Origin of the sequence: Microbacterium sp. NPDC090225 (genome assembly GCF_044772365.1) — a bacterium.
GTDB lineage: Bacteria > Actinomycetota > Actinomycetes > Actinomycetales > Microbacteriaceae > Microbacterium.
Genome location: NZ_JBIVYS010000001.1, coordinates 165875 through 191501, shown reverse-complemented (window position 1 = coordinate 191501; position 25627 = coordinate 165875). Strand labels below are relative to the sequence as shown.

The window sequence follows — 25627 nt, the reverse complement described above, 5'->3', positions numbered from 1 at the left end:
CGTCGATTCGAGTCTGTTGACGCCCCGGATCCACGTCCTCACCCGCCGCGGGTGAGATGTGGCAGCGCTCTCATGAGGCGGTCGTCGGGTTTCCCAAACCCGAGAGCCATCGCAACCATCGCTGCTCCGGGTCGCCGTCGATGATCAGCGCTCGGGCGAGCAGCGTGAGCGGCACCGCGAGGATCGCTCCGAGCGGTCCGATGATGAACGTCCAGAAGATCACCGAGAAGAAGGTGAGGGTCAGACTGAGATCCACCGCGTCGCTGACGAACTTCGGCTGCACCAGCACCTGCAACGTGACGTTGATCACGACGTAGAGCGCGATCACGACGAGCGCCAACTGCCATCCGCCCACGGCGAGCGCGAGCACCGCCGGCGGGATCAGTCCGAGCACGAACCCGATGTTGGGCACGAAGTTCGTCACGAACGCGAGGATCGCCCACACCACCGGGGCCGGCACGCCGAGCGCCCAGAGAGCGAGCCCGTCGATCACCGCCACCACGGCGCCGAATGTGGCGTTGACCACGTAATAGCGCCGGACGCCCGACGTGAATCGAGCGACGCGCTGCGCTCGCGCCCGATGGTCGCGAACGGGGGCGCTCGCTGCGGCACCGAACCGTGCGCCGTCCGCGGCCATGAAGAGAACATAGGCGAGAACGAAGAACAGGCCCGTCAGCACCCCCATCACCGAACCGCCGATCGAGGCGGCGGCCGTCAGGAGCGACGCGGGATCGATCACCGAGGCGACTCCCTCGCCCGTGCTCGCGTCGAACCCGAGCGACGCCGTCCATGTCTGCACATCGTCGACGAGCCGCCGCAGCTCGGGGGCGGACTCGGCGACGAGTCGCCCGAATCTCATCCCTGCGAGAGCGAGCAGCGCGAACATGCCGCCGATGACCGCGTAGGCGACGACGATCACGACCGTCGTCGCCGCCCACGACGGCCACCCCGCTCGCTCCAGCGGACGCCGCACCGGATGACAGATGATCACGATCACCGCGGCGAGCGCCAGCGGTCCGACGAGTTCACGTCCGAGAGAGAGTCCTGCCAGCACCACGACTCCCGCTGACAGCGCGAGCAGGATCCGCAGCGACGACGGGAGGAGAGGCGAGGCCTGGTCGCCGCGACGGGCACCGCTCACCGGTTTCATGATCGGCGATCTCTCACGGCCTCGACTCGAGGACCGTTCCCGGCACGATGACGTTCAGGCCGCCGTGCTCGACCCGGGCGTGGATCGCCATCGCCTGCCCGACGACGTCGCCGTCGATCTCGAGGCGGTGCGGGGTGTCACTGCGCAGACGGATGTCACGGGTGGTGCGGTAACTCATCGCCCGCACCTCGTGCGCGAGGCCGAGGACCCGGGGGCCGAGGCTCGTGCGGCGCAGGACTCCGTTCTCCCAGATGATCTTGACGAAGATCTGCACCCACCCGAGGATCGAGGTCGGCCGGAGCACGAGGACCTCGAAGTTCCCGTCGTCGACCGAGGCATCCGGCATCAACAGGATGTCGCCCTGCAGCGTGCCGCAGTTCCCCACCATGATCGTGTGGCAGCGCAGTCGGTGCGCCCGTGCTCCGTCGAGACTCATCGTCATGCGCAACGTCTTGCGAATACGCATCACGCGCAGGATGGCCGAGACGTAGGCGAGCCAGCCGACGCGCTTCTTGAGCACGGGGTCGGTGGCGTCGATCATGCGCGCGTCGATCCCGATGCCCGCCATCACGAGGAAGCGTCGCCGGTCGACGCTCCCGTCCTCTCGCAGCACATCGAGACGACCGACGTCGATCGCTCGGGGTGACCCGGTGAAGGCCACATGGAGGGCCGTGCGGGGGTCGCCGGTGTTCATCGCGAGGTTGCGCGCCAGGAGGTTCCCGGTCCCGGCCGGGACGATGCCGAGCGGGATGCCGCTCCCGGCGAGCGTCTCCGCCACGGCTCGCACGGTTCCGTCGCCGCCGGCGGCGATGATGAGATCGCATCCGTCCGCGACCGCCTCCCGCGCCATACCGGTTCCCGGGTCCTCTGCAGTGGTCTCGTACCACTGCGCCGTGACGTCGTCGGGCAGCTCTTCGCTCACTGCCTCGATCGCGTCGCGCAGGGCGGCGATGGAGATCTTGGTGGGGTTCACGACGATCCCGACGGTGCGAGCCCCCCGGGCGCTCCCGTTCACGTCGTCATCCCGGTCGGTGTCGGGCGTCACTGCGCAGCGTCGTGGATCAGTTCCTCTTCGGCCTCGGCCGAGAGCGAGGTCTGCACGATCGTGCCCCGGTAGGGCGCGATGGCAGCGGCGAACTTGTCTTCCGTGAGCTTGGTCGCGTAGAGGACCACGGCGGACTTCCCGGCGGCCACCGCGGACTTCACCCGCTCCCGGAACTCCGAGTCGATCCCGGACTTGTCGAGTCCGGCGATCAGCGCGCCGAAGGCTCCGCCGAAGATCAGGCCCGCCCACGGGACGAAGAAGAGGATGCCGAGCAGGAAACCGAACAGCGCACCGCTCGTGGCACCGAGCCCGACGTCACCCGCGGCACCGGGGTGCTCGACCTTCATCTTGCCGTCGCTGTCGACCTTGACGAGTGCCAGGCCCGCGAGTTCGACGACGAGGTCGTCGGCCAACCCCTGGATCGTGGCATACGCTCCTTCGGCGTCCGCCTCGGTATCGAATGAGATGACGATGAGATCGGCCATGCGTGCAGTCCTTCCGTGCGGGTTTCGTCAGTGGAGTCCGTCACCCCCGGGCTCGGGAGAGCGCCTCCGACCTGCCGTCAGTCTCGGAGGGTTCGCGCCGTCTCGGCTCACCCGATCGGGGTGAGGTTCGGGTGTTCAAGAACCCCTCGCGCGGCGATATATCACCCTGCTAGCCTGGCCCCACCCGAGTGACATCACGTACGCGCGATTCGGTAGGGGGCATGCGGTGGCGAAGATCGATCAGCCGTTCAGCGCGAAGCGCGAGAAGGCACTCCTCCCCGAGCGCAGTGTCCACCACCTCCGCAGGCCGAGACTCGACCGCTCCTTGAGCGCGTTGCTCGACGACGGCGCGCGGATCCTCACCGTGTGGAGCGCGGCCGGATCCGGGAAGACCGCGCTGTTGACCGACTGGGCGCACGACCTCGATGATTCCGGACGGCGGGTGAGCTGGTTCCGCGGCGGCTCGTCCCCCGATCCGGATGCTCGCGCCGTCGACGACGAGTGGGTCGTCGTCGACGATGCGCACCTGGTCGACCCCCGAGCCCTCGGCGCGCTGCTGGCCGGCGCGGTCGGGACGGCACGACATCTCATCGTGGCCGGCAGGTTCCAACCGGTGCACAGCCTCTCGTACCTGGCCGCCGCCGGCACCCTCGTGGAGGTGCGCGGCGATGAGCTCGCCTTCACCCCCGACGAGGCATCCGATCTCGCGAGCCTGCACGGGGTGCAGCTCGGCGGCGCGGCGTCTACGGCTCTCGTGGCGCGAACCGCGGGGTGGTCCACCGGTATCGCCCTGGCGGTGCCGAGACTGCTCCATGGCGACGTCGACGACGTGATCGAGAGATTTCTCGCCGATTCGCGTGCCGTCGGAGACTTCCTCTCCGCCGAGGTCCTCGACCACAGCAGCTACGAGGAGGTGGATATCCTCATCTCCGGCGCCGTGGCGGAGTCCCTCCCCGGCGACCTCCTCGTCGAGCTCACCGGCCGCGCGGATGCCCCGGCCATCGCCGCCGGGCTGGCCGCCGAGAATGCGCTCCTGACCGTGGCCGACGGGCTCGTCACCTTCCACCCCGTGCTGTTCGCTTTCCTGCAGGCCGAAGGACGACGACGCGATCCGGTCGCTCTGCGCGACAGCCACGGGCGCGCTGCGCTCTGGTATGCGGCACGGGAGCGCTCCGTGGAGGCTCTCCGTCATGCACTGCGCAGCGAGAGCTCGTCGTTGATCCGGCGGATGGCGGAACGGTTCGGGCTCGAGCTGGTTATGAGCGGGCACGGCGCGCTGGTCGCCGAGGCGGTGCGGCTGCTCCCCCGGACCACCGACACCCTGGGCGTGATCGTGACTCGGCTCCTATTGCAGATCCCGTTCTCCACCGACCCGCTGCTCTGGGCACGTCTGATCGAGGACGCCCACCGGCACGATCACTCGAGCTACGAACGCACCCCGTGGCCCACCGCGCTCGAGGCGATCGAGTGCTTTCCCCCGGACGACGCATACCGCACGCTCGAGCGCCCCGATCTGCGCTCGCCACCTCGTGTCGCCGCTCGTGCGTCATCCCTCGCACTGGATCTGCTGTGCACCCTCGCCGAGGCGCAGGCGCTGCGATGCGCCGGCGACATCCGCGAGGCGATGTCCACGGCGGGGCAGGTGGTGGAGTGCGCCGGGACCGCCGGATACCAGTGGCTGCAACTGCACGGTGCTGAGCTCTACTCGAACTGCGCGATCGCGCTCGAGGAGTGGGAGAAGAGCGCGACGATGGAGGAGCGAGTGATCGAGAGCGGGATCACTCTCGCGACGGGCCTGAGCGATCCGGTGCGCGCCGCCACCGTGATCATCCGCGCCGGCCGCGACTACCAGCGGGGAGAGCCGCTCCCCCACGAACTCGACGACGTGGTCGTCTCGCGCGGAGGATCCGCCGACGCCCTGGCTGTTCCCGCCCGCGTGCTGCAACTCCTCGAGACCCTCGACGCCGACGACGAGCCTCTCGACGCAGCCGATGAGCTCGAGAGGATCCTGCGCACCTCGGGGTCGCGGTTCCCCCGCCTGGTCGCGGCCGCTTCGCTGCAGGTCGTGGCGCTGCGCGCCGCGCAGGACGAGCTGCCCCTGGCCATCGACTTCGCGGATTTCGCCGAGACCATGCTCGGCAGCAGCAGCCTCGAGCTCGCCAACCTGCGATTCCTCCTGGACCCGCGCCCTCACCCCGATCGCGAGACGGAACTCAGTCATGCCGTGGCGCGCGGCGCACGGAGCTGGCATCCCAACGCGATCGTCGGTACCTCTCTGCTCCTCGCCGAATCCGCCCACGCCGACCGGCGCGATCGTGTCTGCATCTCGCATCTCACGACCGCACTCACCCAGGCGAGGCGATTTCGAACGGTGCGCCCGTTCCTCATGCGCGGCGCGGTCGGCGCCCGTCTCACCGCATCTCACGCCGGCCGCTTCGGGCACCTCAACCCGCTGTCGTCCACCGTGGCCCGGCTGGTCGGAGTCGCACCGGCGGGTCCCGGCCTCACCGTGGCGCTCACCCCGAAGGAACACGACATCCTCATCGAGCTGCCCGTGCACCAGAGCGTCGCCGACATCGCCGCCGGCCAGTACCTGAGCGTCAACACGGTGAAGACCCACCTTCGCAACATCTATCTGAAGCTCGATGTCACCGGTCGCAGCGAGGCGGTCAAGCGCGCGACCGAACTGGGACTGCTCTGACCGCGCTCGCGATCGTGCTCTCTTTCACCTGAGACGGGCGAGGCGCTCGTCGAGCGGGCGCCTCACCATGGAGGCATGGAAGCCGCAGGCTCAGCACGGAGGACGCAGTACGAGATCCGTCTGCCGTACGCGCGCTCCGACACGCTCGCCGCCGCCTTCCCCGAACTCGAGGCCGTGCAGATCGACCGGAGCACCACCTTGCTCTCCGGTCCGATCCGCGACCAAGCCGAGCTCCACGGCCTGCTCATGCGCATCGCCGGCATGGGCCTGGAGATCACCGAAGTCCGTCGAAAGCCCTGACCCCACTCCACCGATCGAAGGAGACCATGACCATGAGCGAACAGCTGCCCGGCTCGATCCTGCCGCTGCCCGACCGCGAGTATCAGGGGCCCGTGGGCTTCGACGCGAAGAAGGCCGACGCCGATTTCCCGGCTCTGACGGCGAAGCGACCGCCGAAGAGCGCCCCGAACGTCCTGATCATCCTTCTCGACGATGTCGGGTTCGGTGCCTCCCGTGCCTTCGGCGGGCCGGTCCGCATGCCCACGGCCGAGCGGCTCGCGGACGCGGGGCTGAAGTACTCGCGCTTCCACACGACGGCGCTCTGCTCCCCGACACGCGCCGCCCTGCTGTCGGGCCGCAACCACCACGCCGTCGGTATGGGTCACATCACCGAGACGGCCACCCCTTCGCCCGGGTATCGCTCGACCCGCCCGAACTCCGCCGTGCCCCTGCCGGAGATCCTTCGACAGAACGGGTACAACACCGCGCAGTTCGGCAAATGCCACGAGGTCCCGGTCTGGGAGACCGGGCCCACGGGTCCCTTCGACCACTGGCCCGCGTTCTCCGGGTTCGAGCGGTTCTACGGCTTCATCGGCGGAGAGACGAACCAGTGGACACCCGCCCTCGTCGACGGCGTCACCGCCGTCGAGCCCTCGACCGCGGACGGCTATCACCTCATGCCCGACCTGGCCGACAAGACGATCGACTACATCCGCCAGCAGAAGAGCCTGACCCCGGACAAGCCCTTCTTCATCTACTTCGCCCCCGGTGCCACCCATGCTCCGCATCACGTGCCGAAGGAGTGGATCGCGAAGTACAAGGGCGCCTTCGACGACGGGTGGGATGCGCAGCGGGACCGGACGTTCGCACGTCAGGTCGAGCTGGGCGTCATCGCGCCCGACTCCGTGCTGACCGCTCGCCCCGAGGGCCTTCCCGCCTGGGACGACGTCGCCGAGGAGCGCAAGCCGATCCTGGCGCATCAGATGGAGGTGTACGCCGCGTTCCTCGAGTACGCCGACTTCCACACGGGACGCGTGATCGACGCGCTCGAAGAGCAGGGGATCCTCGACGAGACCCTCGTCTACTACATCATCGGAGACAACGGCGCGAGCGCCGAGGGCGGCATCAACGGCGCCTACATGCTCACGACCGCCTCGAACGGGGGCGGCGAACTCGAGACGGTCGAGTTCTGGAACGAGCACCTCGACGACGTCGGCGGCCCCGAAGCCTACAACCACTACTCCGTCGCCTGGGCGCACGCGATGTGCACCCCCTACCAGTGGACCAAACAGGTCGCCTCGCACTACGGCGGAACACGCAACGGCACGATCGTGCACTGGCCCGCCGCGATCGAGGGGGCGGGCGAAGTGCGCGATCAGTGGCATCACGTCATCGACATCGCCCCGACGATCCTCGATGTCGCACGCCTCGCCGAGCCGCACACCGTCAACGGGGTCACGCAGATCCCCATGCACGGGGTGTCGATGGCGTACTCCTTCAACCAGTCCGACGCGCCCGAGCGGCACGTCACCCAGTACTTCGAGTTGATGGGCAATCGGGGCATCTACCACCACGGATGGACCGCGCAGACCAAGCACCGCACTCCCTGGGACGTGGTGTCGAAGGCCCCGGACTTCTCCGCCGACGTGTGGGAGCTCTACGACACCTCGGTCGACTGGACCCAGTCGAACGACCTCTCGGCGTCGCACCCCGAGAAGCTCGCCGAGTTGCAGCAGCTCTTTCTCATCGAGGCGGCGCGGCACAACGTCTTCCCTCTCGACGATCGGGCGGCCGAGCGGATGAACCCCGCCATCGCCGGTCGACCGACTCTGGTGACGGGCACATCGCTCCGTCTCTACCCCGGCATGGTCCGTCTCGGCGAGAACGTCGCCCTCAACGTGAAGAACCGCTCGTACAGCGTCACCGCTCAGATCACGGTTCCCGCGGATGCGAGCCTCGACGGCGCGATCGTCGCGCAGGGCGGACGCACCGGCGGCTGGTCGTTCTTCGCGGAGGACGGCAAGCTGGGCTACCACTACAACTACTGCGGCCTCGTGCGATCGACGACCGTGTCGGACCGCGCGATCGGCAGCGGCGACCACCTCGTTCGGGTCGAGTTCTCCTACGACGGCGGCGGAATCGGCAAGGGAGGCGATGTCGCCCTGTTCATCGATGACGAGCCCGCGGGCACCGGCCGCGTGGAACACACGCATCCGCTGTACTACTCCTTCGACGAGGGCATGGATGCCGGCGAGGACACCGGCATGCCCGCGTACGAGGGCTATCGCGAGTGGGGCGGGAAGTTCAGCGGGAAGCTCGACTGGGCGGAGGTCGCGCTCGGTGACGACGATCACTCGCACCTCATCGACCCCGAGGAGCACCTCAACGCCGCCCTGCGGCATCAGTAGCCGGCCGAGGCCGAAAGGGGCGTCCTCCACCGCGGAGCGGAGGGCGCCCCGACGCCTGTCCGGCACTTCTCCCCGCCGCCGTCTCAGAGCAGAGCGCTGAGGCCCTTCTGCAGCTGAAGGACGGCGATCACGAGGAGTAGCGCCGCGTTGAGCACGTTGGTGTGCGTCGCGACCCAGTCGCGGAGCCTGTCGAGGCTCGGTTGCGCCGCGGGGCCCCGCAGGAGCACGTACACGACCGGGAGCGTGATCGGCAGGATCGAGACGATCCAGAAGACCGCGACGACCGCGACGAGCGACCCGGTGTCGAGACGCGCGAGCGTCATGTCCAGGGCCGCGAGAAGAGCGCAGGATGCATCGACCGGATTCAGGACGAAGATCCCCACCCCGAGCGCGGCGGATCGCCCGGGGCGGAACGTCGATATCGTCTGCAGCCACCCCGGCAGCTGCGGCGCCGCCGCGACGACCGCCTGAGGAGTCGTCGCCTCGGCCATCGCCTTCACATGCGCATGGCCGCGGCGATAGACCCAGAAGGCGGCGCCGAGGAGGAACAGGGCGAGGAGGATACGGAGCACGTCGGCCCAGAGCGGTGGTTCGGTGACCTGGTGCAGTTCGAGCACCGAGAAGAGCCACAGCCCCAGCAGGAGCACACCGAGCGTCCCGACGGCCCAGCCGATCAGGAAGGCGACGCCGTTCCTGCGCGCGTGCGTCGAGACGAGGATGGCGACGAGGGCCATGATCGCGAGGGGGCTCAGCACGATCCCGATCGCGACGGGGATCAGCTGCAGGATGAGTTCGCCCATGATGGCGTCTTCTCGGGTCCGAGTGATCGCAGGCTCGGCGCTAACCGAGGAGGCGCGCCTTCGCCGCGTCGAACTCGGCCGATGTGAGCGCACCGGACTCGCGCAGAGCGGCGAGCTTCTGCAGCTCCCCGACGAGGTCCCCGCCCGGTGCCGCACCCGATGGTGCGCTCTGCGCGGCGACCGCCGACTGCGCGGAGACATCGATCTGCTCCTGCTGCTGCGCGGCCTCGTACTGACCCTGTTCGTACTCCGCCTCCGCTTTGCGCTGCTGATGCTCCCGCATGCTGTTCGTCACAGCGCCGGCCGTTCCGGCGACGATCGCCGTCCTCGCCGCGAGACCGAGGAGTCCGGGGCGACCGAACCTTCTGATGAATGGCATCGTGCTACTCCTGTCCTGCGTGTGCGACGGCGTCGATGATGGCGTTGACGGTGGGTGCCGGGATCCGCTCGGTGCGCAGCACGACGCCTCCGGCGGCGTCCAGACGGCTCGCGAGCGACCGCGCCCACGTGAGTTCGAGCGCGACGAGCGCCGCAGATCCCCCCGGGGGGATCTGCTCGGCGAAGTCCACGACGTCGTCGTCGGCGATGAGACCGGAGACCCCGAACTCGACCCCGCCGAATCCGTAGGCCTCGCTCTCGTCCTCGATCTCGGTCACGGTCACGTCTCCCTCCTCGGAGCGCGAGACGATGATGAGGTCGAGCAGACGGATGAGATCCCCGTCGACGAGTTCCCTCAGCGAAGCCATCACCGCCGGGTGGGGGTGGTCTCCTTCGAAGCCGACGAGATAGAGCTCGACCGGACCATAGGCGAGATGCGTCATGCGGGGATCCTCTCTAGAAGCTTGCGAACGACTTGCCGATCATGGAGACGCCGATGACGAGGAGGAGAACGGCCATGATCACAGCGTTCTCCTTCTGCAACCAGTCGCGGAGGGCATCGAGCGGGCTCCGCAGCCTGTCGGCCGCGAGGAGGTAGGCGATGACGGGGATCGCCACGGTGGATGCCGCGATGATCACGAACACCACGATCACGACGACGACGGATCCGACGTCGAGCGCATCTCCCCCGATCGCGACGCCCGCGCCCGCACCCATGAGCAGGTTCTTGGGGTTGAGCGCCGACAGGAGGAAACCGAGACCGAGCGCGACGGGGAACGTCACCCGGTCGATCGCCTGCATCCATTTCGGCAGGACCGGTTCCTGGTCGCCGCGCGGCCGACCGCGCCACTGCCGAAGCGCCACCAGGAGCAGCAGCAGGCCGAGCACGAGTTGGATGATGCCCTTGACCGGCGACGAGGCCTCCGAGTCCTGGGTCGGCAGCACCGAGGAGATCAGCGTGAAGACCACCACCGCCACGATGATGCCCACGATCCAGCCGAGCAGGAGCCCGACGCTGGTCACGCGCGCTTTGGGCGAAAGAAGCATGAGGATCGCCGCGATGATCGGAATCGGACTGATCGCGATGCCGAGGGCGAGGGGAAGTGTTTCGCCGATGACGGAGAGCATGGTCTACCTCTTCTTCTTCTCGGACGGCGCGAGTGCAGTCGTGGTGAGGGCCGTGAGCGCTTCCCTGTTCGTCGAGTACACCGCCTCGCTCGTCAGCAGACCAAGATGCGTCAGTCTCGCCGCCGTGTCGGCGCGCATCCGACTGAACGACAGTGATACCCGCTTCGCGGCGAGCCACTCCTGGAGGGCGGTGAACGACTCCGCCCCGGTGACGTCCACGTCGGTCACGGCCTCCATGTCGATCACGACATGCTCGACCTCCTGATCGTGCACGTTCTCGACCGCACTCTTCACCGCCTGCGCGAAGACATCTCCGTTGGCGAAGAACAGCGGGGCGGCAAGACGGATGACGATCACGCCGGGGGCCGTCGTCATCCCCTGCGGTGCGTCGGTGAGAAGGGACTCGGACGGGTCGCCGGTGGCCTCGAGCACGTCGATCGCCGGATTGGCGGCGCGCTTCGCCAGATTGATCAGCGCAAGGACGAACGCGACCACGATGCCCGCGATCGAGCCGATGAACAGGGTGACGAGGAAGCAGACCACGCCGATCGCGAATTCGAATCGGTCCTGGCGCCAGAGCTGGATGAAATCACGGATGCCGAGGAGCGGGATGATCGCGACCGCCACGATCGCCCCGATGGCCGGCGATGGGATGTCGGCGAGCAGTGCGGTGCCGAACATGACGAGGAGGAGCGTTCCGACCGCGAGAACGAGCGACGGCAGCTGCGTGCGCGAACCGGCCTGGTCCATCGCGGCGGTCCTCGACGTGGAGGAGCCGACCGTGAAGCTCGCGGACGCGCCCGCCATGATGTTGCTGACACCGAAGGCGAAGAGATCACGGTTCGGCTTGGTCGGGTAGTGCCGCTTCTCGCCGTAAGCGCGGGACACGAGCAGGCCCTCGGCGGTCGTGATCATGGTGAGGGCGATGGCCGAGGGCACGAGAGCCAACCACATCGACCAGTCGATCACCGGCCAGCTCAACTGCGGCGGTCCCGCAGGGACGTCGCCGAGCACGTCGACGCCGGCATCCTGAGCCCGGGTCACGACCACTGCAACGGTCGCGACGACGAGCACGACGAGGGCCCACGGCACCACGGGGAGAAGTCTGCGCCCGCCGATCAGCACCGTCACGGCTGCGATGGCGATCAGCACCGACCAGCCGTTGGCCGTTCCGATCCCGCCGAGGAGCTGCCCGACCTTCTCGACGAACTCCCCGCCCGAGTCGATCCCCACTCCCAGCATCTTGGCGACCTGGCTCACCATGATGTCGAGCGCCAGCCCGCCGACGAACCCGATGAGGATGGGTTTCGACAGGAAGTTCGCGAGGAAACCGAGGCGGAAGAACGACAGGGCGAGGAACAGCACGCCGACGATGATCGCCTGCGCCAGCGCCAGCGTCGCGTAGTCGGCGCTGCCGGCCACCGCGAGTCCGCCGATCGACGAGGCCACGAGCGCGGCGGCCGCGGCGTCGGGCGAGGCGACGAGCTGCCGGGACGAGACGGTGAGCGCGTACACGACGGTGGGCAGGATCAGTGCGTACAGGCCCGCGGTCGGCGGCAAGCCGGCGATCTGCGCGTACCCGATGTTCAAGGGGACGGCGATCGCGAGGAGTGTGACACCCGCGAGGAGTTCGCGGGTGACGTTCGTCCTCGTCAATCCCGCCAACGGTCGCTGCACCGCTCTCCGGTCGGTCACGCGGTCATTCTGGCAGAGGAGGGCCTCCGACGCCATACCGATATTTCGCAGTAGCGTATGCCCATGGACGACATGGTGCGCATCCCCGCCGGCACGTTCTCGATGGGGTCCGAGGAGTTCTATCCCGACGAGCGTCCCGTGCATCAGCGGGAGATGGAGTCCTTCCTCATCGATCGTTTCACCGTGACGAACGCGGACTACGCGGAGTTCGTCGACGCGACCGGATACGTGACGGTCGCCGAACGGCCACTCGATCCGGCCGGCTTCCCCGGCGCCGACCCCGCCGACCTCGTCCCGGGCGCGATGGTGTTCACGCCGACGACCGGTCCGGTCGATCTGAACGACTGGCGCGGCTGGTGGAGGTGGCAACCCGGCGCGTACTGGCGGCAGCCGTTCGGACCGGATTCGTCGAGCGACGACCGTCCCCAGCACCCGGTGGTCCACATCGCCTTCGAAGACGCCCAGACCTATGCGACGTGGGCGGGCAAGCGGCTGCCCACCGAGGCCGAGCACGAGTACGCCGCCCGCGGCGGGCTCGACCGGGCCCGGTACGCGTGGGGCGACGAGACGTATCCGGACGGCATCCCTCTCGCGAACTCCTGGATCGGGCACTTCCCGTACGAGAACCGAGGATGGGGCGGCACGGCTCCCGTCGGCTCCTATCCGCCGAACGGATACGGCCTGCACGACATGACCGGGAACGTCTGGGAGTGGACGACGGACTACTACACCCCGAGACACCTGCGATTGAGCGACTCCGCCGTCGATCCCGGCAAGCGCACGAACCTCCTCGCCCGTGCCAGTGCACAGGAGGGGTTGCCCTCGATCCCCCGCCGAGTGCTCAAAGGAGGCTCGCACCTGTGCTCCCCCGAGTACTGCCTGCGGTTCCGCCCCGCGGCGCGGTCACCACAGGCGGAGGACACGGGGATGTCCCACATCGGCTTCCGCTGCGTCACCTCGGCCTAACCGCTTCGTACACTCGGCCTCGCCGCTCCGCCACACTCGGCCTCGTGCAGCGGCAGTGCCAGCTTGTACCGTGATGCCATGGACCTGCGTTCCCTGTTGCCCGACGACGTGAAGTGGTGGGACCTGCTGATCGCTCTGGCGATCGTGATCGCGGGATGGGTGCTCTCGCGATATGCGCGGAAAGGCGTCCTCGCACTCCTCCGTCGCACACCGGGGATCACCGAGAACGTCGCCCATGCCGTCTCCCGCATCTGCGGGTATCTTCTCGTGCTGCTCGGCGTCGGCGTCGCGTTCGCCGTGCTCGGCGCGAACGTGCAACCCCTGTTGGCGATCGTCCTGCTCGTCGCCGTCGTGCTCGCGCTCGTGCTGCGCGGAGTGGCCGACAACTTCGCGGCCGGCGTGCTGATCCAGGCCAGGCAGCCGGTGAAACTCGGCGACGAGATCCGTGTCGACGGACCCGACGGTCTGATCGTCGGCACCGTGACCGAGTTGAACTCGCGCTCCGTCGTGCTGGTGACACAGGACGGTCGCACCGCGCACGTGCCGAACGCGAAGATCCTCGGCGACCCGATCATCAACGATTCGACCCACGGCGCACGGCGCAGCGAAGTGCAGGTACGGGTGGAGCGCCAGTCGGCGGCCGTCGACTCCCTCCTCGAGGAGATCGCGCAGGCGACGATCTCCGTCGAGGGCGTGCACGCGCGCGAGCACGTTCGTGCACTGCCCGTTGCGATCTCGCCGGAACGGCTGACCGTGCGCGTGCTTTTCTGGCACCATCCGGCCCATGCCGTGGCCGTCACCGCAGACGTCGTCCGCGCGATCGCGGCCGGCTTCGAGGCATCCGGAAGGCGGGCCGCGGTGACGAGCGAACCGACGACCGCCCCGTTGACTCCCCCCGACAGGATCTGAGGCGCCCGCCGGACGCTCCGGCTCACGGCGTCGAAGCGGCGACGCCCTCCGCGACGGTCGCATGCACCCGACCCTGGTCGCCCAGTCCGCGGTACCACGGGGTCTTCTCCGCCACGGCGACGGCGCGACCCGGCAGAGCGGCGATGTGCAGCACGATGCCGGCAGCACTCAGCTCCCCGTCGAGGTCGTGCAGCGCGTCGAGCACGGTGATCGTGATCGCATCCATCCGCTCGAGGTCGAGGACGACCGCGGAGACCGGCGGCTCCTGCGTCGTTGCGAGTTCGACGATCGCACGTTCGTTGGCGAGGGCGTTCGCCGTGTAGAGGCCGCGTCCGAGATGCACGGCGATGACGTCACCCGACCGCGCCGTGATCGAGAGCCGAGGGGTGTTGAGCTCCCGGAGCACCAGCACGAGGGTCACGATCACGCCGACGGCCACCGCGATGAGCAGCCCGGCCGAGAGACCCACGAGTGCGACGACGAGGGCGATCCAGAAGTCGACGGGGCTGATCCGCGACCACCGGATCAGCTGGGGCACGTCGATCAGCCCGACGACCGCGACGAAGACCATGGCGGCGAGCGTCGCCTGCGGCAGCAACGAGAGCACGGGGCCGAGGAAGAGCGCGACCAGGACGGCGAGGCCGACCGTCACGAGCGTCGAGACCTGGGTGCGGGCTCCGGCGTTCTGATTCACGGCGCTCTGGGAGAAGCCGCCGGCCGCCGGCATCGCCGAGAAGAGGGATCCGACGACATTCGCCGCACCGGTCGCGAGCAGTTCCTGATCACTGTCGATGGGCGGCTCCCCGGGCCGACGTATCCCGCGCGCGACGGCCGTGGATTCCAGGAACGCCATGACGGCGATCGCGAGCGCTCCCGGCACGAGCGCACCGATGCTCGAGAAGTCCGGCAGAACGGGAACGGGGAACCCCGACGGGACGGGCTGGATCAGGTCGACCCCCAGGCGATCGATACCGGCGAGAGCGACGAGCAGGATGCCGCCGACCACGACCACGAGCGTGCCCGGAACGACCGGCGCGAAACGCTTGAGCGCCACGAGGAGCCCGACGGACACGACCGAGAGGACCACCGTGGCGAGGTTCGCGCCGTCGAGCGCTTGTGCGACCGCCACGAGCGAGCGGACGAATCCGTGGCCCGAGAAGTCCGCCGACTCGCCGAGGAGCTTGGGGAGCTGGCCGACGGCGACGGTCGCGCCGACACCGATCTTGAGACCGAGGACGGTGGCGCCCGAGATGTTCTCGACGAGGCCCCCCAGGCGCGCCAGACGGGCGAGGATCAGGAACACCCCCACGAGCAGGGTCAGCACCAGGAGTTCTCCGAGCGGCTCCTCCGCTCCGGCCGCCACTCCGGCGGAGACGAGGGTGGTCGCCGTCAACGTGGCGATCGTCGAGGTCGTCGACACGCTCATCGCACGTGATCCGCCGAGCAGCGCGTAGACGAGCATCGGGACGATGCAGGTGTAGAGCCCCACCTGGACGGGCAGCGCGGCGATCGTGGCGTAGGCCATCGCCTGCGGCACCACCACCGCTCCGGCGGCGAGGCCGGCGACGACGTCCCGACCGAGCCAGCCGCGGTCGTACCCGGCGAGCGTCGGCGCGAACCACCGCCGCCGCCGCGCAGAGACCGGCGCCGTGGTCACCGATCCGCACTTTCGTCGCCGCGCGTCGGCGGGAAGATCGTCGACCAGTCCCTCTCGACGCTGATCGGGGTGTAGCCGCGCGCCGCCGCGGCGGCGAGTGCCTTCTCCGCACCGGCCTCATAGGGCGGGTCCGCACGTGAGGCGTCGTCGTGATGGACGAGGAGCGCGAGGGCGTCGCGCTCGCCCGCGAGCGTGAAGTCGAGCATCGGCATGTCACCGTTCGAGTTGCCGACGGCGAGGATCGGCCGGCGCCCGATCCTGCTCCAGATGCGGACCGGCTTCTCGGGGCCGTCATCGAGGAAGGAGAACGAGGAGCCGTACCGGACGCGGCCGGTCTCCGCGTCGTAGGAGAGTCCGAGCGCGGAACCGATGACGCGTTCGGCCGGGATTCCGTACGCCCTCTCCGACATCACCCGCACGAAGTCGCGGTCGCCGCCCGAGACGATGTAGCAGGTGAACTCGTGACTTTCGAGGTACGCGAGCAGTTCGCGCATCGGTTGGTACGTGGTCTCGAAGTACGAGGTTCGCCGCACCGGATGGCGCGCATCCTCGAAGAACGCGGAGACGGTCGATGCGTACTCCTCGACATCCGTACCGTCGGTCAGCGCCACGATCGCGGCGATGACGGGACGCAGATCATGGTCGTCACCCGCGTGATGCCGATCGATCGCCCGCGCGAGCCACGACAGATCACCGCTCACCGCCGACCGATAGGGCTGGCGTTCCCTCAACCGAGGATCCTCCTCCGCTGCGGCGGTCCAGCGCCCGATGATGTAGTGCAGTTGCGCCGGCAACGGCTTCTCGGACCACAGGGTGCCGTCGTTGTCGAAGACGGCGATGCGTTCGTCGACCGGCACCGGCGCCTGTGCGCTCGTGGTGCGCGTGACGAACGCCTCGATCGCCCGACGGGCATCCCCGTCCCGCCAGGAGGGCAGTTCATCGACCATCGGAGTGCACTTCTTCGGACGGATGCTGCATGACGACGCCCCTTCGGACTCACCTGGTCTGGTCGCATCGATCCTGGCGGGCCGGACGCGGACGTGCCCCACCCGCAACGGGTGAATTCAGCGCGCGAGGTGTCGGATTCCGCTGGCATCACCAGCCCGGCCACGGGGCGGGCGGCGACGGGGCGGGCGACGTCGAGCACGATCGGGCGACGGAAGTCAACGACCTCGACCACGGCGCCGATGGGTCGAGAGGATGCTGTTCCGCACACGAGACAGGAGACCCCATGAGCACCCCCGACTCCTCCGCGCCGAACGACTCCCGCTCCTACGACGGCCCGGACGCCGACATCGCCGCCGGCGACATCACCGACGCCGACTTCGCTCCCGCCGTCCCCGACTCCGGCTCCGGCTCCGGCTCCGGCGATGAGCCGGAGTCGGGCTCCGACACGGGCGCATAGGGATTCGCTCCCTCCTCCCTGCCGCACGCGCCGGGTGTCGCGCAAGGGGGAAGACGATGTCGGCGGCTCCCCGTAGGTTCTTCCTGTGAACGATCGTGAGCAGCATTCGGCCGACGTCCTGTGGGCGTGCGTCGAAGACGGATTCCATGTCGGCAGCCGTGGTGGGGATTTCCTCGGCTACGTCGATCGGCAGACCGACGGGCGCTACGTCGCCTTCGACGCGCGATCCCACGAGCTCGGGTCGCATGCCTCCCTCGCCGAGGCGACGGATGCCGTCACCGCATCCTCCACGCGCACGCCCCTGGCGACCGCCGGCGATGAGCTCGTCGGAGGTGACCGATGAGCGCCGAGCTGGTCTCCGTCGTCTACACGAGCACCGCGTCGCAACCGTTCCGCGGCACCGCACTCGATGAACTCCTCGCGACCTGCCGCCGCCGGAATGGGGAGCATGACGTCACGGGCATGCTCCTGTATCGCGAAGGTCGGTTCATCCAGGTCCTCGAAGGCCCACGAGCGACCGTCGACTCCCTCATCGAGGCGATCCGTCGCGACCGACGACACCACGACCTCCGCGTCCTCCTCGACGATGCGATCCCCCAGCGCCGTTTCACCGACTGGACGATGGGCTATCGGCCCCTCCGAGACTCCGGCGGCGCCGTTCCCGACGGCTACCGCGACTCGTTCGACGATCTCGACGACGGGGCCGACGGCGAGACCGCACGGCGTGCGCTGGCAGAGCTGACCCTCTGGTTCCGTGTCCGTGCGAGCCGGTCCGTCACGGGAGCATAGCGTCGTAGCCGGCGCGGAACGACGGGAACTCGAGACCCCCGAGCACCCGGCGCAGGAGCGAACCGTCGAGCACGTGGCCGGAGTCCGCGCCGGCACCCGCGTCCGGCGGCGCCTCCATGCCCAGCGACGACGCGATGTAGGAGACGACCTCTCCGAGCCGCACCGGCTCCTCATCGACGGCGTGCAGGAGCGCCGGCGGAGACGGCATCCGCAGAAGCGTGTCGATCGTGCGCACCAGGTCGCTCTCGTGGATGCGGTTGGTCCAGCGCCGATAGTCCACTTCGGCATGCTCGCGCACGCGGCGGATGAGGAAGTCCCTGCCCGGGCCGTAGATGCCCGCAGGGCGGAGCACGACCGCGGACAGCAGCTCCTGCGCGGCGAGCTCGCCATCGCGGATCGCCTGCGCGCGCTCGGTCTGCGGGTGCGGCACCGTGCGCTCCGTCAGCACATGGCCGGGCCCCTCACCCGCGAAGACACCCGTCGAGGATACGAACACCGTGCGCTCCGGGATCGCCGGCAGAGCACGGGCGAGGTGGCCGAGCGCTCTGCGGTATGCGTCGAATCCCTCTCCCGGGGGCAGGGTGATGACCAGTGAATCGACCGACGGGAGCGCGACGAGCACCGGCGACGCGACGTCTGCCTCGATACCGATCACGCCCGCGGGCAGGGCGGATGCCGAGCGGCGAAGCGCGAACACCTCGCTCCCGGCCGCGATCAACGAGGGGGCCAGCCGAGCGCCGAGCTTGCCGAATCCGACGAGCAGGGTGCGTCGAATCGGCCTCGTCTCGTGAGCGGGGAACGTGTCCATCCCTCCAACCTGCCACAGAGCGTCAGGGGCGGTTGCTAGGTTGGACACTCACGGTGCGCGAGCGCCGGCGAACGGGAGGAAACCGATGGGACTGTTCCGACGACCGGAGATGCCGACGCCCGCCGAGCCGGGGCTCTGGTCTCGAGGATTCGGTGTCGTCGCGACCCGCAGCCTGCAGACCCTGATCGTGCTCGCTCTCGTCGCCGTCGGCGTGCTCGTGATCACGCAGCTCTCCCTCGTCTTCATCCCCGTGACGATCGCGCTGATCCTCGCGAGTGCGATCCATCCGCTCGTCGCCCTGATGCGCCGTCGCGGGATGCCGTCGATCCTCGCCACGTGGATCGCCTTGATCGGCATCCTCGCCGTTCTCGGCGGCGTCGTCTGGGTCATCGTGCTCACGGTGCGATCGCAGTGGGACGACCTCGTCGATTCCGCCACCGACGGCATCGCGCAGGTCACCGACTGGCTCGGCACTCTCCCGTTCGACTTCGGGGCCATCGACCTCGACGACGTCTGGGCGAACGCGCAGGACTTCCTCACGAGCGCATCCTTCGGCCAGGGCGCCCTGGCCGGCGTCTCGGCCACGGCCAGTTTCTTCACCGGACTCGCGCTGATGATCGTGGTGCTGTTCTTCTTCCTCAAGGACGGGCCCCGTATCTGGGAGTTCCTGCTGCGTCCCTTCACCGGTGAGAGCTACGAGCGGGCGCGCCGGATCGGCGACAAGACCGTCGACGTGTTCGGCGGGTACATCCGCGGCACGTCGATCGTCGCCGCCGCCGACGCGCTCGGCATCGGAATCGGCTTGGCTATCCTGCAGATCCCGCTCGCGGTCCCGCTCGCCGTGATCGTCTTCCTCACCGCCTTCATCCCCCTGGTGGGCGCCACGGCCGCGGGAATCCTCGCCGCCCTCGTCGCCCTCGTCACGCACGGGCCGGTGGCGGCGCTGATCGTGGTCGGCATCGTGGTGCTCGTCAACCAGCTCGAGGGCAACTTCCTCCAGCCGGTCGTCATGGCGCGGTCGCTGAAGCTGCATGCCCTCGTCATCCTGCTCGCCCTGACCGCGGGTACGATCCTCGGCGGCATCGTCGGAGCCGTGCTCTCGGTACCCCTCGCCGCGGTCGCCTGGGGAATCATCACCGTGTGGGACGGACCGCACACCCCGGCTCGCCCCTTCCGCAAGAAGCGGTCCGAGACCGTCTAGCCCCGGCGGACGCAAGAAGCAAGAAGAGGCCGCGAACGCCGATTCGTGGCGCCGACACGCGAGCATCCCATCGCGATCGGGATCGACGCCACCTACCGCCCGACGCCGCGCGCGTCAACGGCCTCTTCTCTGCGACCGCCGAATTCTAGGCTGGCTCGACTCACCGACGAGAGGAGCATCCGATGTCCAATCCCCCACCGATCCCCCCGATCCCGTCGCTCGGAGACGAGTCGGACGATGACCGCGACGGAGTGCCCACGCACGAGGTAGACGGCACGGAAGAGGTCGATGCCGATATCGACGGCGCGCAGGTCGACAGCGCTGAAGCCGATCGGATCGCCGCAGAAGGCGAATGAACGAGGCCTCCGACGGGCGGGTGCGAGATATCGCATCCGCCCGTTTCGGTGCCGACTCAGTTGGCCAGCAACGGCGGGAGATGAGGAATCTGCACCGGGCGGGTGGCTCGGCTCGACCCGTGCATGCGCTCGACGTCGGCGAGCACCTCGAAGGCGTTCGAGTAGCGCATCGCGAGCGGCAGGTCGCGCACCCACACCACCTCGACCTCGGTCTCGGCGTATTCGTACACGCACGCGACGATGTGACGTGGGTCGTTCGCAGGGAAGCGCTGGTCGTTGATCACCCATTCGGTCGGGGTGATCCGTCGCAGCACGTAGCGCGGTTCGGGATCCTCTGTCATGTCGGCCCTCCAAGACTCTCTCCCCTTAAGAAAGAGTGTGCGCGCCGGTATACCGCCGGGAAAGACCCTTGACAGAATCCATGCAGGATGCCGAGCCCGCGCTCAGCTCTCAGAAGCCCCGGCCGACGCGACCTGTGCGCGCCACCACGGCGTCTCGATGAAACCACGCTTCATGAACACGAGCTCCATGGCCGCGGTCCAGCCGCGCACCCCCTTGAGGTGGGCGATCGTGCCGGTGAGGAAGTCGTGCAGCGTCTCGGTGCTCGGCAGGATGATCTCGCAGTAGAGCGAGTTCTCCTCGAGAGCCGCCGCGAGGAAGCGCACCGACACGTGCTGCGACAGCGTCTGGGCGACCGAGGCGAGGCGCGACGGCTCCACTCGCAGCATCAGCAGCGTCTCCGCGCTCATACCGAGGGCCGATGCCGGCACCATCGTGACCGTCGTCAGGCACCCCGCGCTGCGCATGCGCTCGTACCGCCGCCGCACGCTGCTCTCGTTCATCTCGAGCTTCGCAGCGATAGACAGGAACGACGCCCGCCCGTTCTCGCTGAGTTCGCGCACGATCGCATGATCGGCATCGTCGAAGTGGGTGGGGTCGCAGGTGTTCGGCGCCGGCATATACGACTGAGGATCGCTTGCGGCCTCCGCATGGGAGTCGTAGAGCTGACGCCCCCAGTCGAAACTCACCTTGTAGGTGTGCACGACGAGATCGCTACGCCATCGCTCGACGCCCGGGATTCCCTGCAGATCGGTCAGCACATGGGCGTACGTCGCCGAATCTCCCGGGATGACGACCTCGGCGAAGACGTCGAACTTCCCGGTCACGAGCGTCACGAAGCGCACGTACGGCGACCCGATGAGGGCTTCTGCGACGGAGAGCTGAGATCCCGGCGTGCAGTTGATGCGCACGAAGAACGTCTCGACGTGCCCCTCGCTGCCCAGCGTCGGCACGATCCCGACCCGCACCACTCCCTCGGCGAGCAACTGCTGTCCGCGGCGGGTCACGGTCGACACCGATGCCCCCGCGAACTCCGCGATCGAGGTCCAGCTCGCGCGGCCGTCCTGCTGCAGCGCGACGACGATGCGCCGGTCGAGGTCGCTGACCTCGCGTCCCATCTGCACGGCGCTCATACCGTCGGCGGGTACACCCGGTGCAGGAAGGTGCGCACTGCGTCGGTCCACGCCTCTGCCTCCTCGATCTGGGGCGAATGCCCGGATTTCTCGAACACCACCATCTCGGAGTCCGGAATGAGATCGGCGATCACCTGGCTACACGATACTGGCGTGATCCAGTCCGTCCGCCCCACGGTGATGAGTGTCGGCACCGAGATCTCATGTAGACGCGGCTTGAGGTCGTAGTTCGGGAGGTTGAAGGAGAACGCGTAGTTGTGAGCCCGATAACGATAGGGCGTCGCCTGCACCTTCCGCTCGGTGGCCTCGGGATCGTAGACGAAGTCGTACAGCGGGAGGATCTCGCGCCAGCAGTCCTTGAGATCCTCGTCGTCGCGCACCTGACCGACGTCGATGCGGTCGAACTTCTCCATGTCGATCGTGACGCGATCCGAGGCGAGGGCGTTCTCGCGGGCGAGGTGGGCGTTGGAATTGTCGGCAGAAGTGTCGCGCAGCACGACGGCGGCGACGCGATCGGGATAGCGCAGCGCGTACTCCATGGCCATGAAGCCCCCGTACGAGCCACCGGCCATCACGATCCGCTCGGCGCCGATCCACTCGCGCAGGCCGTCGATGTCGGCGGCCCATTGCTCGTGGCTGTACGTGCCCTCCCCCGCGCTCGCGCCACTTCCCCGAGCGTCGAAGACGACGACCCGGTACTCGTCGGCGAGACGTCCGAAGCTCGCCCGAGGCTCCGCTCGCGAGCCGAGTCCCGGCGCACCGTGGTGGGTGATGATCACCGGCGCCCCCTCGGGCCCGAGAACCTCGACGGCCAGGTGATTGCCGTTGATCTCGATCCACAGGTGGTCGCTGGTGGCGGCGGCGAACTCCGGAGATACCTCGGGTGTCGATGTCATGTCGTCCTCTTTCTCGGTCGGTGGCGCTCAGAGAGCGATCGTGCAGTCATCCAGGTCGCGGGGGAAGGTGGTCAACGCCTCGGCGCCGTCGGCGGTCACGAGCATGCTGTCGCTGATGCGGTACCCCGCGTGGCCCGGCACGTAGATGCCCGGCTCGTTGGACACGACCATTCCGGCGGCGAGAACAGTGGCGTCGCCGTCCTCCAGCCAGGGTGCCTCGTGCATGCCGAGTCCGATTCCATGCCCCTGCCGGTGGCGGATGTACGCCCCGAGCCCCGCCTCGCGGACGACATCGAGACACAGACGGTTCGCCTCACGGCACTCCCGTCCGGCGCGGATCGTCTCGCGCCCGACGGCCTGGGCCTCGCGGATGGTGTCGTGGTAGCGCCGCTGATCCGCCGTCGGCTCGCCGAGCACGAAGGTGCGCTCGCCTTCGATGAAGCGGCCACCCACCGCACAGCCGAGAGACAGCATGAACGTGTCTCCCGCTTTCAACCGGTTCACGGAGGGCAGGCCGTGCGGGAAGGCCGAGTTCGCGCCGGAGTACACGAGGCCGCCCGCGAGCAGCGAGGCGACGACCACATTGCGATGTTCCGCGTACATGATCGCCGTCCCCGTCGCGGTGACGTGGCGTTCGAGCTCGGCCTCCGTCGGGAGGTCTCCCCCGGCGGAGATCGCTCCGGCGACCATGCGCACCCCTGCGTCGAGCATCCGATCCGTCACCCGTGCGGCCTCCCGATGCAGCTCAATCTCCTCGGGGAACTTGACGTAGCGGGCACGGGCGATGAGGTCGGATGCGACCAGATCGGCATCGCCCATCGCCGCGCGCGCCGCGGCGAGGCGTTGGAACGTCATCGACGAGCTGAAGCCCACGCGACCCCTCGGCCGCACGGCACTCGTGAGCGCGGTGTAGGGCGACGTCACCCCGGGATACTCGAAGAAGGCGACGAGTTCCGCTCGCGCCGACTGCGACTCCGCGTACTCCCGTTCGAGTTCGGGCAGAAGCATGACCACGCGGTCGCTCGCATCCACCCAGATCGCGACGGGACGCTCCGAAGGATGGTGGAAGAATCCAGTGAGATACGCGATGTCCTCGGGATGGTCGGTGAGGAAGCCGTCGAACCCCTCCTCCGCCATCATGGACCGCACGCGCTCCTGCACCCGGTCGAAGAACTGGGGAGGGAGACGCTGATCGAGCTCGGTCATGTGGGTCTCCTTCTCAACGGGCGAGGTGGCGCGGATTCCGCGCGTCGTTGTAAGCGATCGACAGCAGCGTCGCCGAGAGCACCAGGATGAGGATGGCGATCGAGGGGAAGAGCGTGAGCCACCACGCGCTCACCATGGCGCCGGCCTGCTGGGCCTCGTAGAGGATGCGCCCCCACGACCAGGTGGTCGGATCGCCGAGGCCGAGGAACGCGAGGCCCGCGGCCGAGAGCACTGCCCGGGATGCCGTGACCACGACCGAGACCACGACGACCGGGGTCACGGCGGGCAGGACATGCCGCGAGATGATCCACAGCGGGGACGTGGTCATCAGACGCGAGGCGTCGACGTACGGCAGGCCGACGACGGTGAGGGCCTGCGACCGGACGAGACGAGTCACCTCCGGCCACGAGAAAGCGGCGACGACGAGAATGATCGTCGTCGTGCTCGGGCCGGCGAGGGCGGCGATGAGGATCATCAGCGGCAGCACCGGCAGCGAGAGCGTCATGTCGACGATCACGCTGATGAATCCGTCGAGGCGACGGAAGTAGGCGCCGATGACGGCGATGATCGTTCCGAAGACGATCGCGATGACGGATGCCGCGACCGCGACGAGCACGCTCTGCTGGGTTCCCCAGATGACCTCGGAGAACACATCGCGCCCCAGGGCATCGGTACCGAACCAGTGCTCGCCTCCCGGCGGCCTGAGCACGTCGGGCCCGTAACTGGCCGGGTAGGGCGCGATCAGCGGGGCGGCGAGCGCGACGATCACGAGGAGGACCAGCAGACCCAGGGAGATCATCCCGAGCGGGTCGCGCCGGAACGCGCGCCACGTATGGGCGCTCGCCCGCTCGCTGCCGACGGCGGCGGGTTCGGTCGGGTGCAGGTTCTCGGTGGAGGGCAGCGGAGCGGTCATGAGGTCTTCACTCTCGGGTCCAGGTAGCCGTAGATGATGTCGGTGACGGTGTTGGCGACGACCACCGTGACCGCGAGCATGAGGAAGGCCCCCTGCAGCACCGGGAAGTCGAGCTGCGTGACGGCCTCGTAGATCCCGCGGCCGATGCCCGGGTAGGCGAACACCGTCTCGGTGAGCACGGCTCCGCCGACGAGGAAACCGAGCTGGAGGCCGATGAGGGTCGTCGTCGGCAGAAGCGCGTTGCGGAGCGCGTGTTTCCAGAGGATGCGGCGCCCCCTGAGCCCGTTCGCCTTGGCCAGCAGGATGTAGTCCTCCCCCAACGTCTCGATGAGCGTGGAGCGCATGGTGAGCACGTAGGACCCCACCTGGATGAGCATGAGCGAGACCGCCGGCAGCACGAGATGCTGCGCGACGCTCAGGTACCACTCGACGCCGTAGGTGTTGTTCGTGTAGGCGCCCCCGATCGGGAACCATCCGAGGTTCAGCCCGAAGACGAAGAGCAGCAGGATGGCCACGCTGGGCACGAAGAGAGACTGACCAGTGACGCCGACGATCTGCACGGCCCGATCTATGAAGCGTCCCTTGTGCGACGCTGCGGCGACGCCGAGCGGGATGCCGATCACGATCGTGAGAGCCAACGCCGTGAGCGTCAGCAGCAGTGTCCACGGCAGCCGCTGCAGGAGCACGTCGAGGACGGGGATGGACTGGGTGAACGAGATGCCCAGGTTGCCCTGCACCAGCTGCCACATGTACAGCCCGTACTGCACGATGAGGGGCTGGTCGAGGCCGTACTGCTCGAGGATGGTCGCCCGGATGGCATCCGTCATGTTCGGGCTCGCCAGCGCGAGCGCCGGGTCACCGGGGAGCAGACGGAGCAGCAGGAATGTCACGGTCACGGCGAACCAGATCGTGAGCAGACCTCTACCTGCGCGACGGAGAATGAACGATGCTCGGGACACCCGGGCGACCTTCCTCGAGAG

General features: G+C 68.5%; 27 protein-coding genes. 10 read left to right on the top strand and 17 right to left on the bottom strand.

Going from position 1 to position 25627, the window contains the following annotated elements; translation table 11 throughout:
- Positions 1-70 precede the first annotated feature (70 nt).
- Genes ACIQTT_RS00910 through ACIQTT_RS00900 form a run of 3 tightly spaced genes read right to left on the bottom strand, consistent with a single transcriptional unit; the run spans position 71 to position 2680 of the window.
- Positions 71-1141, bottom strand: a complete 1071-nt coding sequence (locus ACIQTT_RS00910; RefSeq protein WP_402784791.1) for an AI-2E family transporter — start codon at positions 1139-1141, stop codon at positions 71-73.
- A 22-nt stretch (positions 1142-1163) separates the two neighbouring features.
- On the bottom strand, positions 1164-2195 hold the full coding sequence (locus ACIQTT_RS00905) for a diacylglycerol/lipid kinase family protein (protein WP_402784788.1): 1032 nt from the start codon (positions 2193-2195) through the stop codon (positions 1164-1166).
- Complete coding sequence (locus ACIQTT_RS00900; protein ID WP_402784785.1) at positions 2192-2680, bottom strand: DUF1269 domain-containing protein; 489 nt, start codon at positions 2678-2680, stop codon at positions 2192-2194. Before ACIQTT_RS00900 ends, ACIQTT_RS00905 begins: the two co-directional genes overlap by 4 nt.
- Before the next feature lie 226 nt (positions 2681-2906).
- Between ACIQTT_RS00900 and ACIQTT_RS00895 the strand changes: the two genes are divergently transcribed.
- From ACIQTT_RS00895 to ACIQTT_RS00885, 3 genes are all read left to right on the top strand, one after another.
- A complete protein-coding gene (locus ACIQTT_RS00895) occupies positions 2907-5381 on the top strand; it encodes a LuxR C-terminal-related transcriptional regulator (protein ID WP_402784782.1) in 2475 nt (824 codons plus the stop codon).
- Positions 5382-5456: 75 nt separating this feature from the next.
- A complete protein-coding gene (locus ACIQTT_RS00890; protein WP_402784779.1) occupies positions 5457-5681 on the top strand; it encodes a hypothetical protein in 225 nt (74 codons plus the stop codon).
- A 32-nt stretch (positions 5682-5713) separates the two neighbouring features.
- The gene (locus tag ACIQTT_RS00885) at positions 5714-8068 is read left to right on the top strand and encodes an arylsulfatase (protein WP_402784776.1); all 2355 of its coding nucleotides are present in this window, start codon (positions 5714-5716) and stop codon (positions 8066-8068) included.
- An 83-nt stretch (positions 8069-8151) separates the two neighbouring features.
- On the opposite strand, the gene ACIQTT_RS00880 is transcribed toward ACIQTT_RS00885, so the two are convergent.
- The 5 genes from ACIQTT_RS00880 to ACIQTT_RS00860 are packed head-to-tail and all read right to left on the bottom strand — an operon-like array spanning position 8152 to position 12069.
- Entirely contained in the window at positions 8152-8868 is a 717-nt protein-coding gene (locus ACIQTT_RS00880; RefSeq protein WP_402784773.1) for a GAP family protein, read from the bottom strand.
- Between the two features lie 40 nt (positions 8869-8908).
- Entirely contained in the window at positions 8909-9247 is a 339-nt protein-coding gene (locus tag ACIQTT_RS00875; protein WP_402784770.1) for an SHOCT domain-containing protein, read from the bottom strand.
- 4 nt (positions 9248-9251) lie between these two features.
- Positions 9252-9689, bottom strand: a complete 438-nt coding sequence (locus tag ACIQTT_RS00870) for a DUF6325 family protein (RefSeq protein ID WP_402784767.1) — start codon at positions 9687-9689, stop codon at positions 9252-9254.
- Positions 9690-9702: 13 nt separating this feature from the next.
- Complete coding sequence (locus ACIQTT_RS00865) at positions 9703-10374, bottom strand: GAP family protein (protein ID WP_402784764.1); 672 nt, start codon at positions 10372-10374, stop codon at positions 9703-9705.
- A 3-nt stretch (positions 10375-10377) separates the two neighbouring features.
- Positions 10378-12069: a SulP family inorganic anion transporter gene (locus ACIQTT_RS00860; protein ID WP_402784761.1), complete on the bottom strand. Its 1692-nt coding sequence runs from the start codon at positions 12067-12069 to the stop codon at positions 10378-10380.
- A gap of 72 nt (positions 12070-12141) precedes the next feature.
- On the opposite strand from ACIQTT_RS00860, the gene ACIQTT_RS00855 reads away from it, so the two are divergent.
- On the top strand, positions 12142-13035 hold the full coding sequence (locus ACIQTT_RS00855) for a formylglycine-generating enzyme family protein (RefSeq protein WP_402791047.1): 894 nt from the start codon (positions 12142-12144) through the stop codon (positions 13033-13035).
- A 78-nt stretch (positions 13036-13113) separates the two neighbouring features.
- Positions 13114-13944 (top strand): mechanosensitive ion channel family protein, encoded by an 831-nt coding sequence (locus ACIQTT_RS00850; protein WP_402784758.1) that lies wholly within the window; start codon positions 13114-13116, stop codon positions 13942-13944.
- 22 nt (positions 13945-13966) lie between these two features.
- Here ACIQTT_RS00850 and ACIQTT_RS00845 read toward each other — a convergent pair whose 3' ends face one another.
- Both ACIQTT_RS00845 and ACIQTT_RS00840 read right to left on the bottom strand, forming a co-directional pair.
- Positions 13967-15601 carry a SulP family inorganic anion transporter gene (locus tag ACIQTT_RS00845; RefSeq protein ID WP_402784755.1) on the bottom strand — a complete coding sequence of 545 codons (1635 nt, stop codon included), beginning with the start codon at positions 15599-15601 and terminating at the stop codon, positions 13967-13969.
- Positions 15598-16548 carry an HAD family hydrolase gene (locus tag ACIQTT_RS00840; protein WP_402784752.1) on the bottom strand — a complete coding sequence of 317 codons (951 nt, stop codon included), beginning with the start codon at positions 16546-16548 and terminating at the stop codon, positions 15598-15600. Before ACIQTT_RS00840 ends, ACIQTT_RS00845 begins: the two co-directional genes overlap by 4 nt.
- Before the next feature lie 284 nt (positions 16549-16832).
- Between ACIQTT_RS00840 and ACIQTT_RS00835 the strand changes: the two genes are divergently transcribed.
- The 3 genes from ACIQTT_RS00835 (at position 16833) to ACIQTT_RS00825 (ending at position 17795) form a co-directional block, all read left to right on the top strand.
- Positions 16833-17006 (top strand): hypothetical protein, encoded by a 174-nt coding sequence (locus ACIQTT_RS00835; protein ID WP_402784749.1) that lies wholly within the window; start codon positions 16833-16835, stop codon positions 17004-17006.
- Positions 17007-17091: 85 nt separating this feature from the next.
- Positions 17092-17349, top strand: a complete 258-nt coding sequence (locus tag ACIQTT_RS00830; RefSeq protein ID WP_402784746.1) for a hypothetical protein — start codon at positions 17092-17094, stop codon at positions 17347-17349.
- Entirely contained in the window at positions 17346-17795 is a 450-nt protein-coding gene (locus ACIQTT_RS00825) for a BLUF domain-containing protein (RefSeq protein ID WP_402784743.1), read from the top strand. Before ACIQTT_RS00830 ends, ACIQTT_RS00825 begins: the two co-directional genes overlap by 4 nt.
- On the opposite strand, the gene ACIQTT_RS00820 is transcribed toward ACIQTT_RS00825, so the two are convergent.
- A complete protein-coding gene (locus ACIQTT_RS00820) occupies positions 17782-18603 on the bottom strand; it encodes a hypothetical protein (RefSeq protein ID WP_402784740.1) in 822 nt (273 codons plus the stop codon). The two genes, ACIQTT_RS00825 and ACIQTT_RS00820, sit on opposite strands and share 14 nt — an antisense overlap.
- Before the next feature lie 85 nt (positions 18604-18688).
- Here ACIQTT_RS00820 and ACIQTT_RS00815 point away from each other — a divergent pair, with 85 nt between their 5' ends.
- Positions 18689-19804, top strand: a complete 1116-nt coding sequence (locus ACIQTT_RS00815) for an AI-2E family transporter (RefSeq protein ID WP_402784737.1) — start codon at positions 18689-18691, stop codon at positions 19802-19804.
- Between the two features lie 182 nt (positions 19805-19986).
- Positions 19987-20160: a hypothetical protein gene (locus tag ACIQTT_RS00810; RefSeq protein WP_402784734.1), complete on the top strand. Its 174-nt coding sequence runs from the start codon at positions 19987-19989 to the stop codon at positions 20158-20160.
- A gap of 56 nt (positions 20161-20216) precedes the next feature.
- Here ACIQTT_RS00810 and ACIQTT_RS00805 read toward each other — a convergent pair whose 3' ends face one another.
- The 6 genes from ACIQTT_RS00805 to ACIQTT_RS00780 all read right to left on the bottom strand — a co-directional run bounded on the left by ACIQTT_RS00805 (position 20217) and on the right by ACIQTT_RS00780 (position 25606).
- Positions 20217-20501 carry a hypothetical protein gene (locus ACIQTT_RS00805; RefSeq protein WP_247622168.1) on the bottom strand — a complete coding sequence of 95 codons (285 nt, stop codon included), beginning with the start codon at positions 20499-20501 and terminating at the stop codon, positions 20217-20219.
- Positions 20502-20603: 102 nt separating this feature from the next.
- Positions 20604-21683 carry an Lrp/AsnC family transcriptional regulator gene (locus tag ACIQTT_RS00800; RefSeq protein WP_402784731.1) on the bottom strand — a complete coding sequence of 360 codons (1080 nt, stop codon included), beginning with the start codon at positions 21681-21683 and terminating at the stop codon, positions 20604-20606.
- Positions 21629-22528: an alpha/beta fold hydrolase gene (locus ACIQTT_RS00795; protein ID WP_402784728.1), complete on the bottom strand. Its 900-nt coding sequence runs from the start codon at positions 22526-22528 to the stop codon at positions 21629-21631. The genes ACIQTT_RS00800 and ACIQTT_RS00795 overlap by 55 nt, the downstream gene beginning before the upstream one ends.
- A 27-nt stretch (positions 22529-22555) precedes the next feature.
- Positions 22556-23734, bottom strand: coding sequence for a M24 family metallopeptidase (locus ACIQTT_RS00790; protein ID WP_402784725.1), 1179 nt, complete (start codon positions 23732-23734; stop codon positions 22556-22558).
- A gap of 13 nt (positions 23735-23747) precedes the next feature.
- Positions 23748-24647 carry an ABC transporter permease gene (locus ACIQTT_RS00785; RefSeq protein ID WP_402784722.1) on the bottom strand — a complete coding sequence of 300 codons (900 nt, stop codon included), beginning with the start codon at positions 24645-24647 and terminating at the stop codon, positions 23748-23750.
- Positions 24644-25606, bottom strand: coding sequence for an ABC transporter permease (locus tag ACIQTT_RS00780; RefSeq protein ID WP_402784719.1), 963 nt, complete (start codon positions 25604-25606; stop codon positions 24644-24646). The genes ACIQTT_RS00785 and ACIQTT_RS00780 overlap by 4 nt, the downstream gene beginning before the upstream one ends.
- Between the last annotated feature and the right edge of the window lie 21 nt (positions 25607-25627).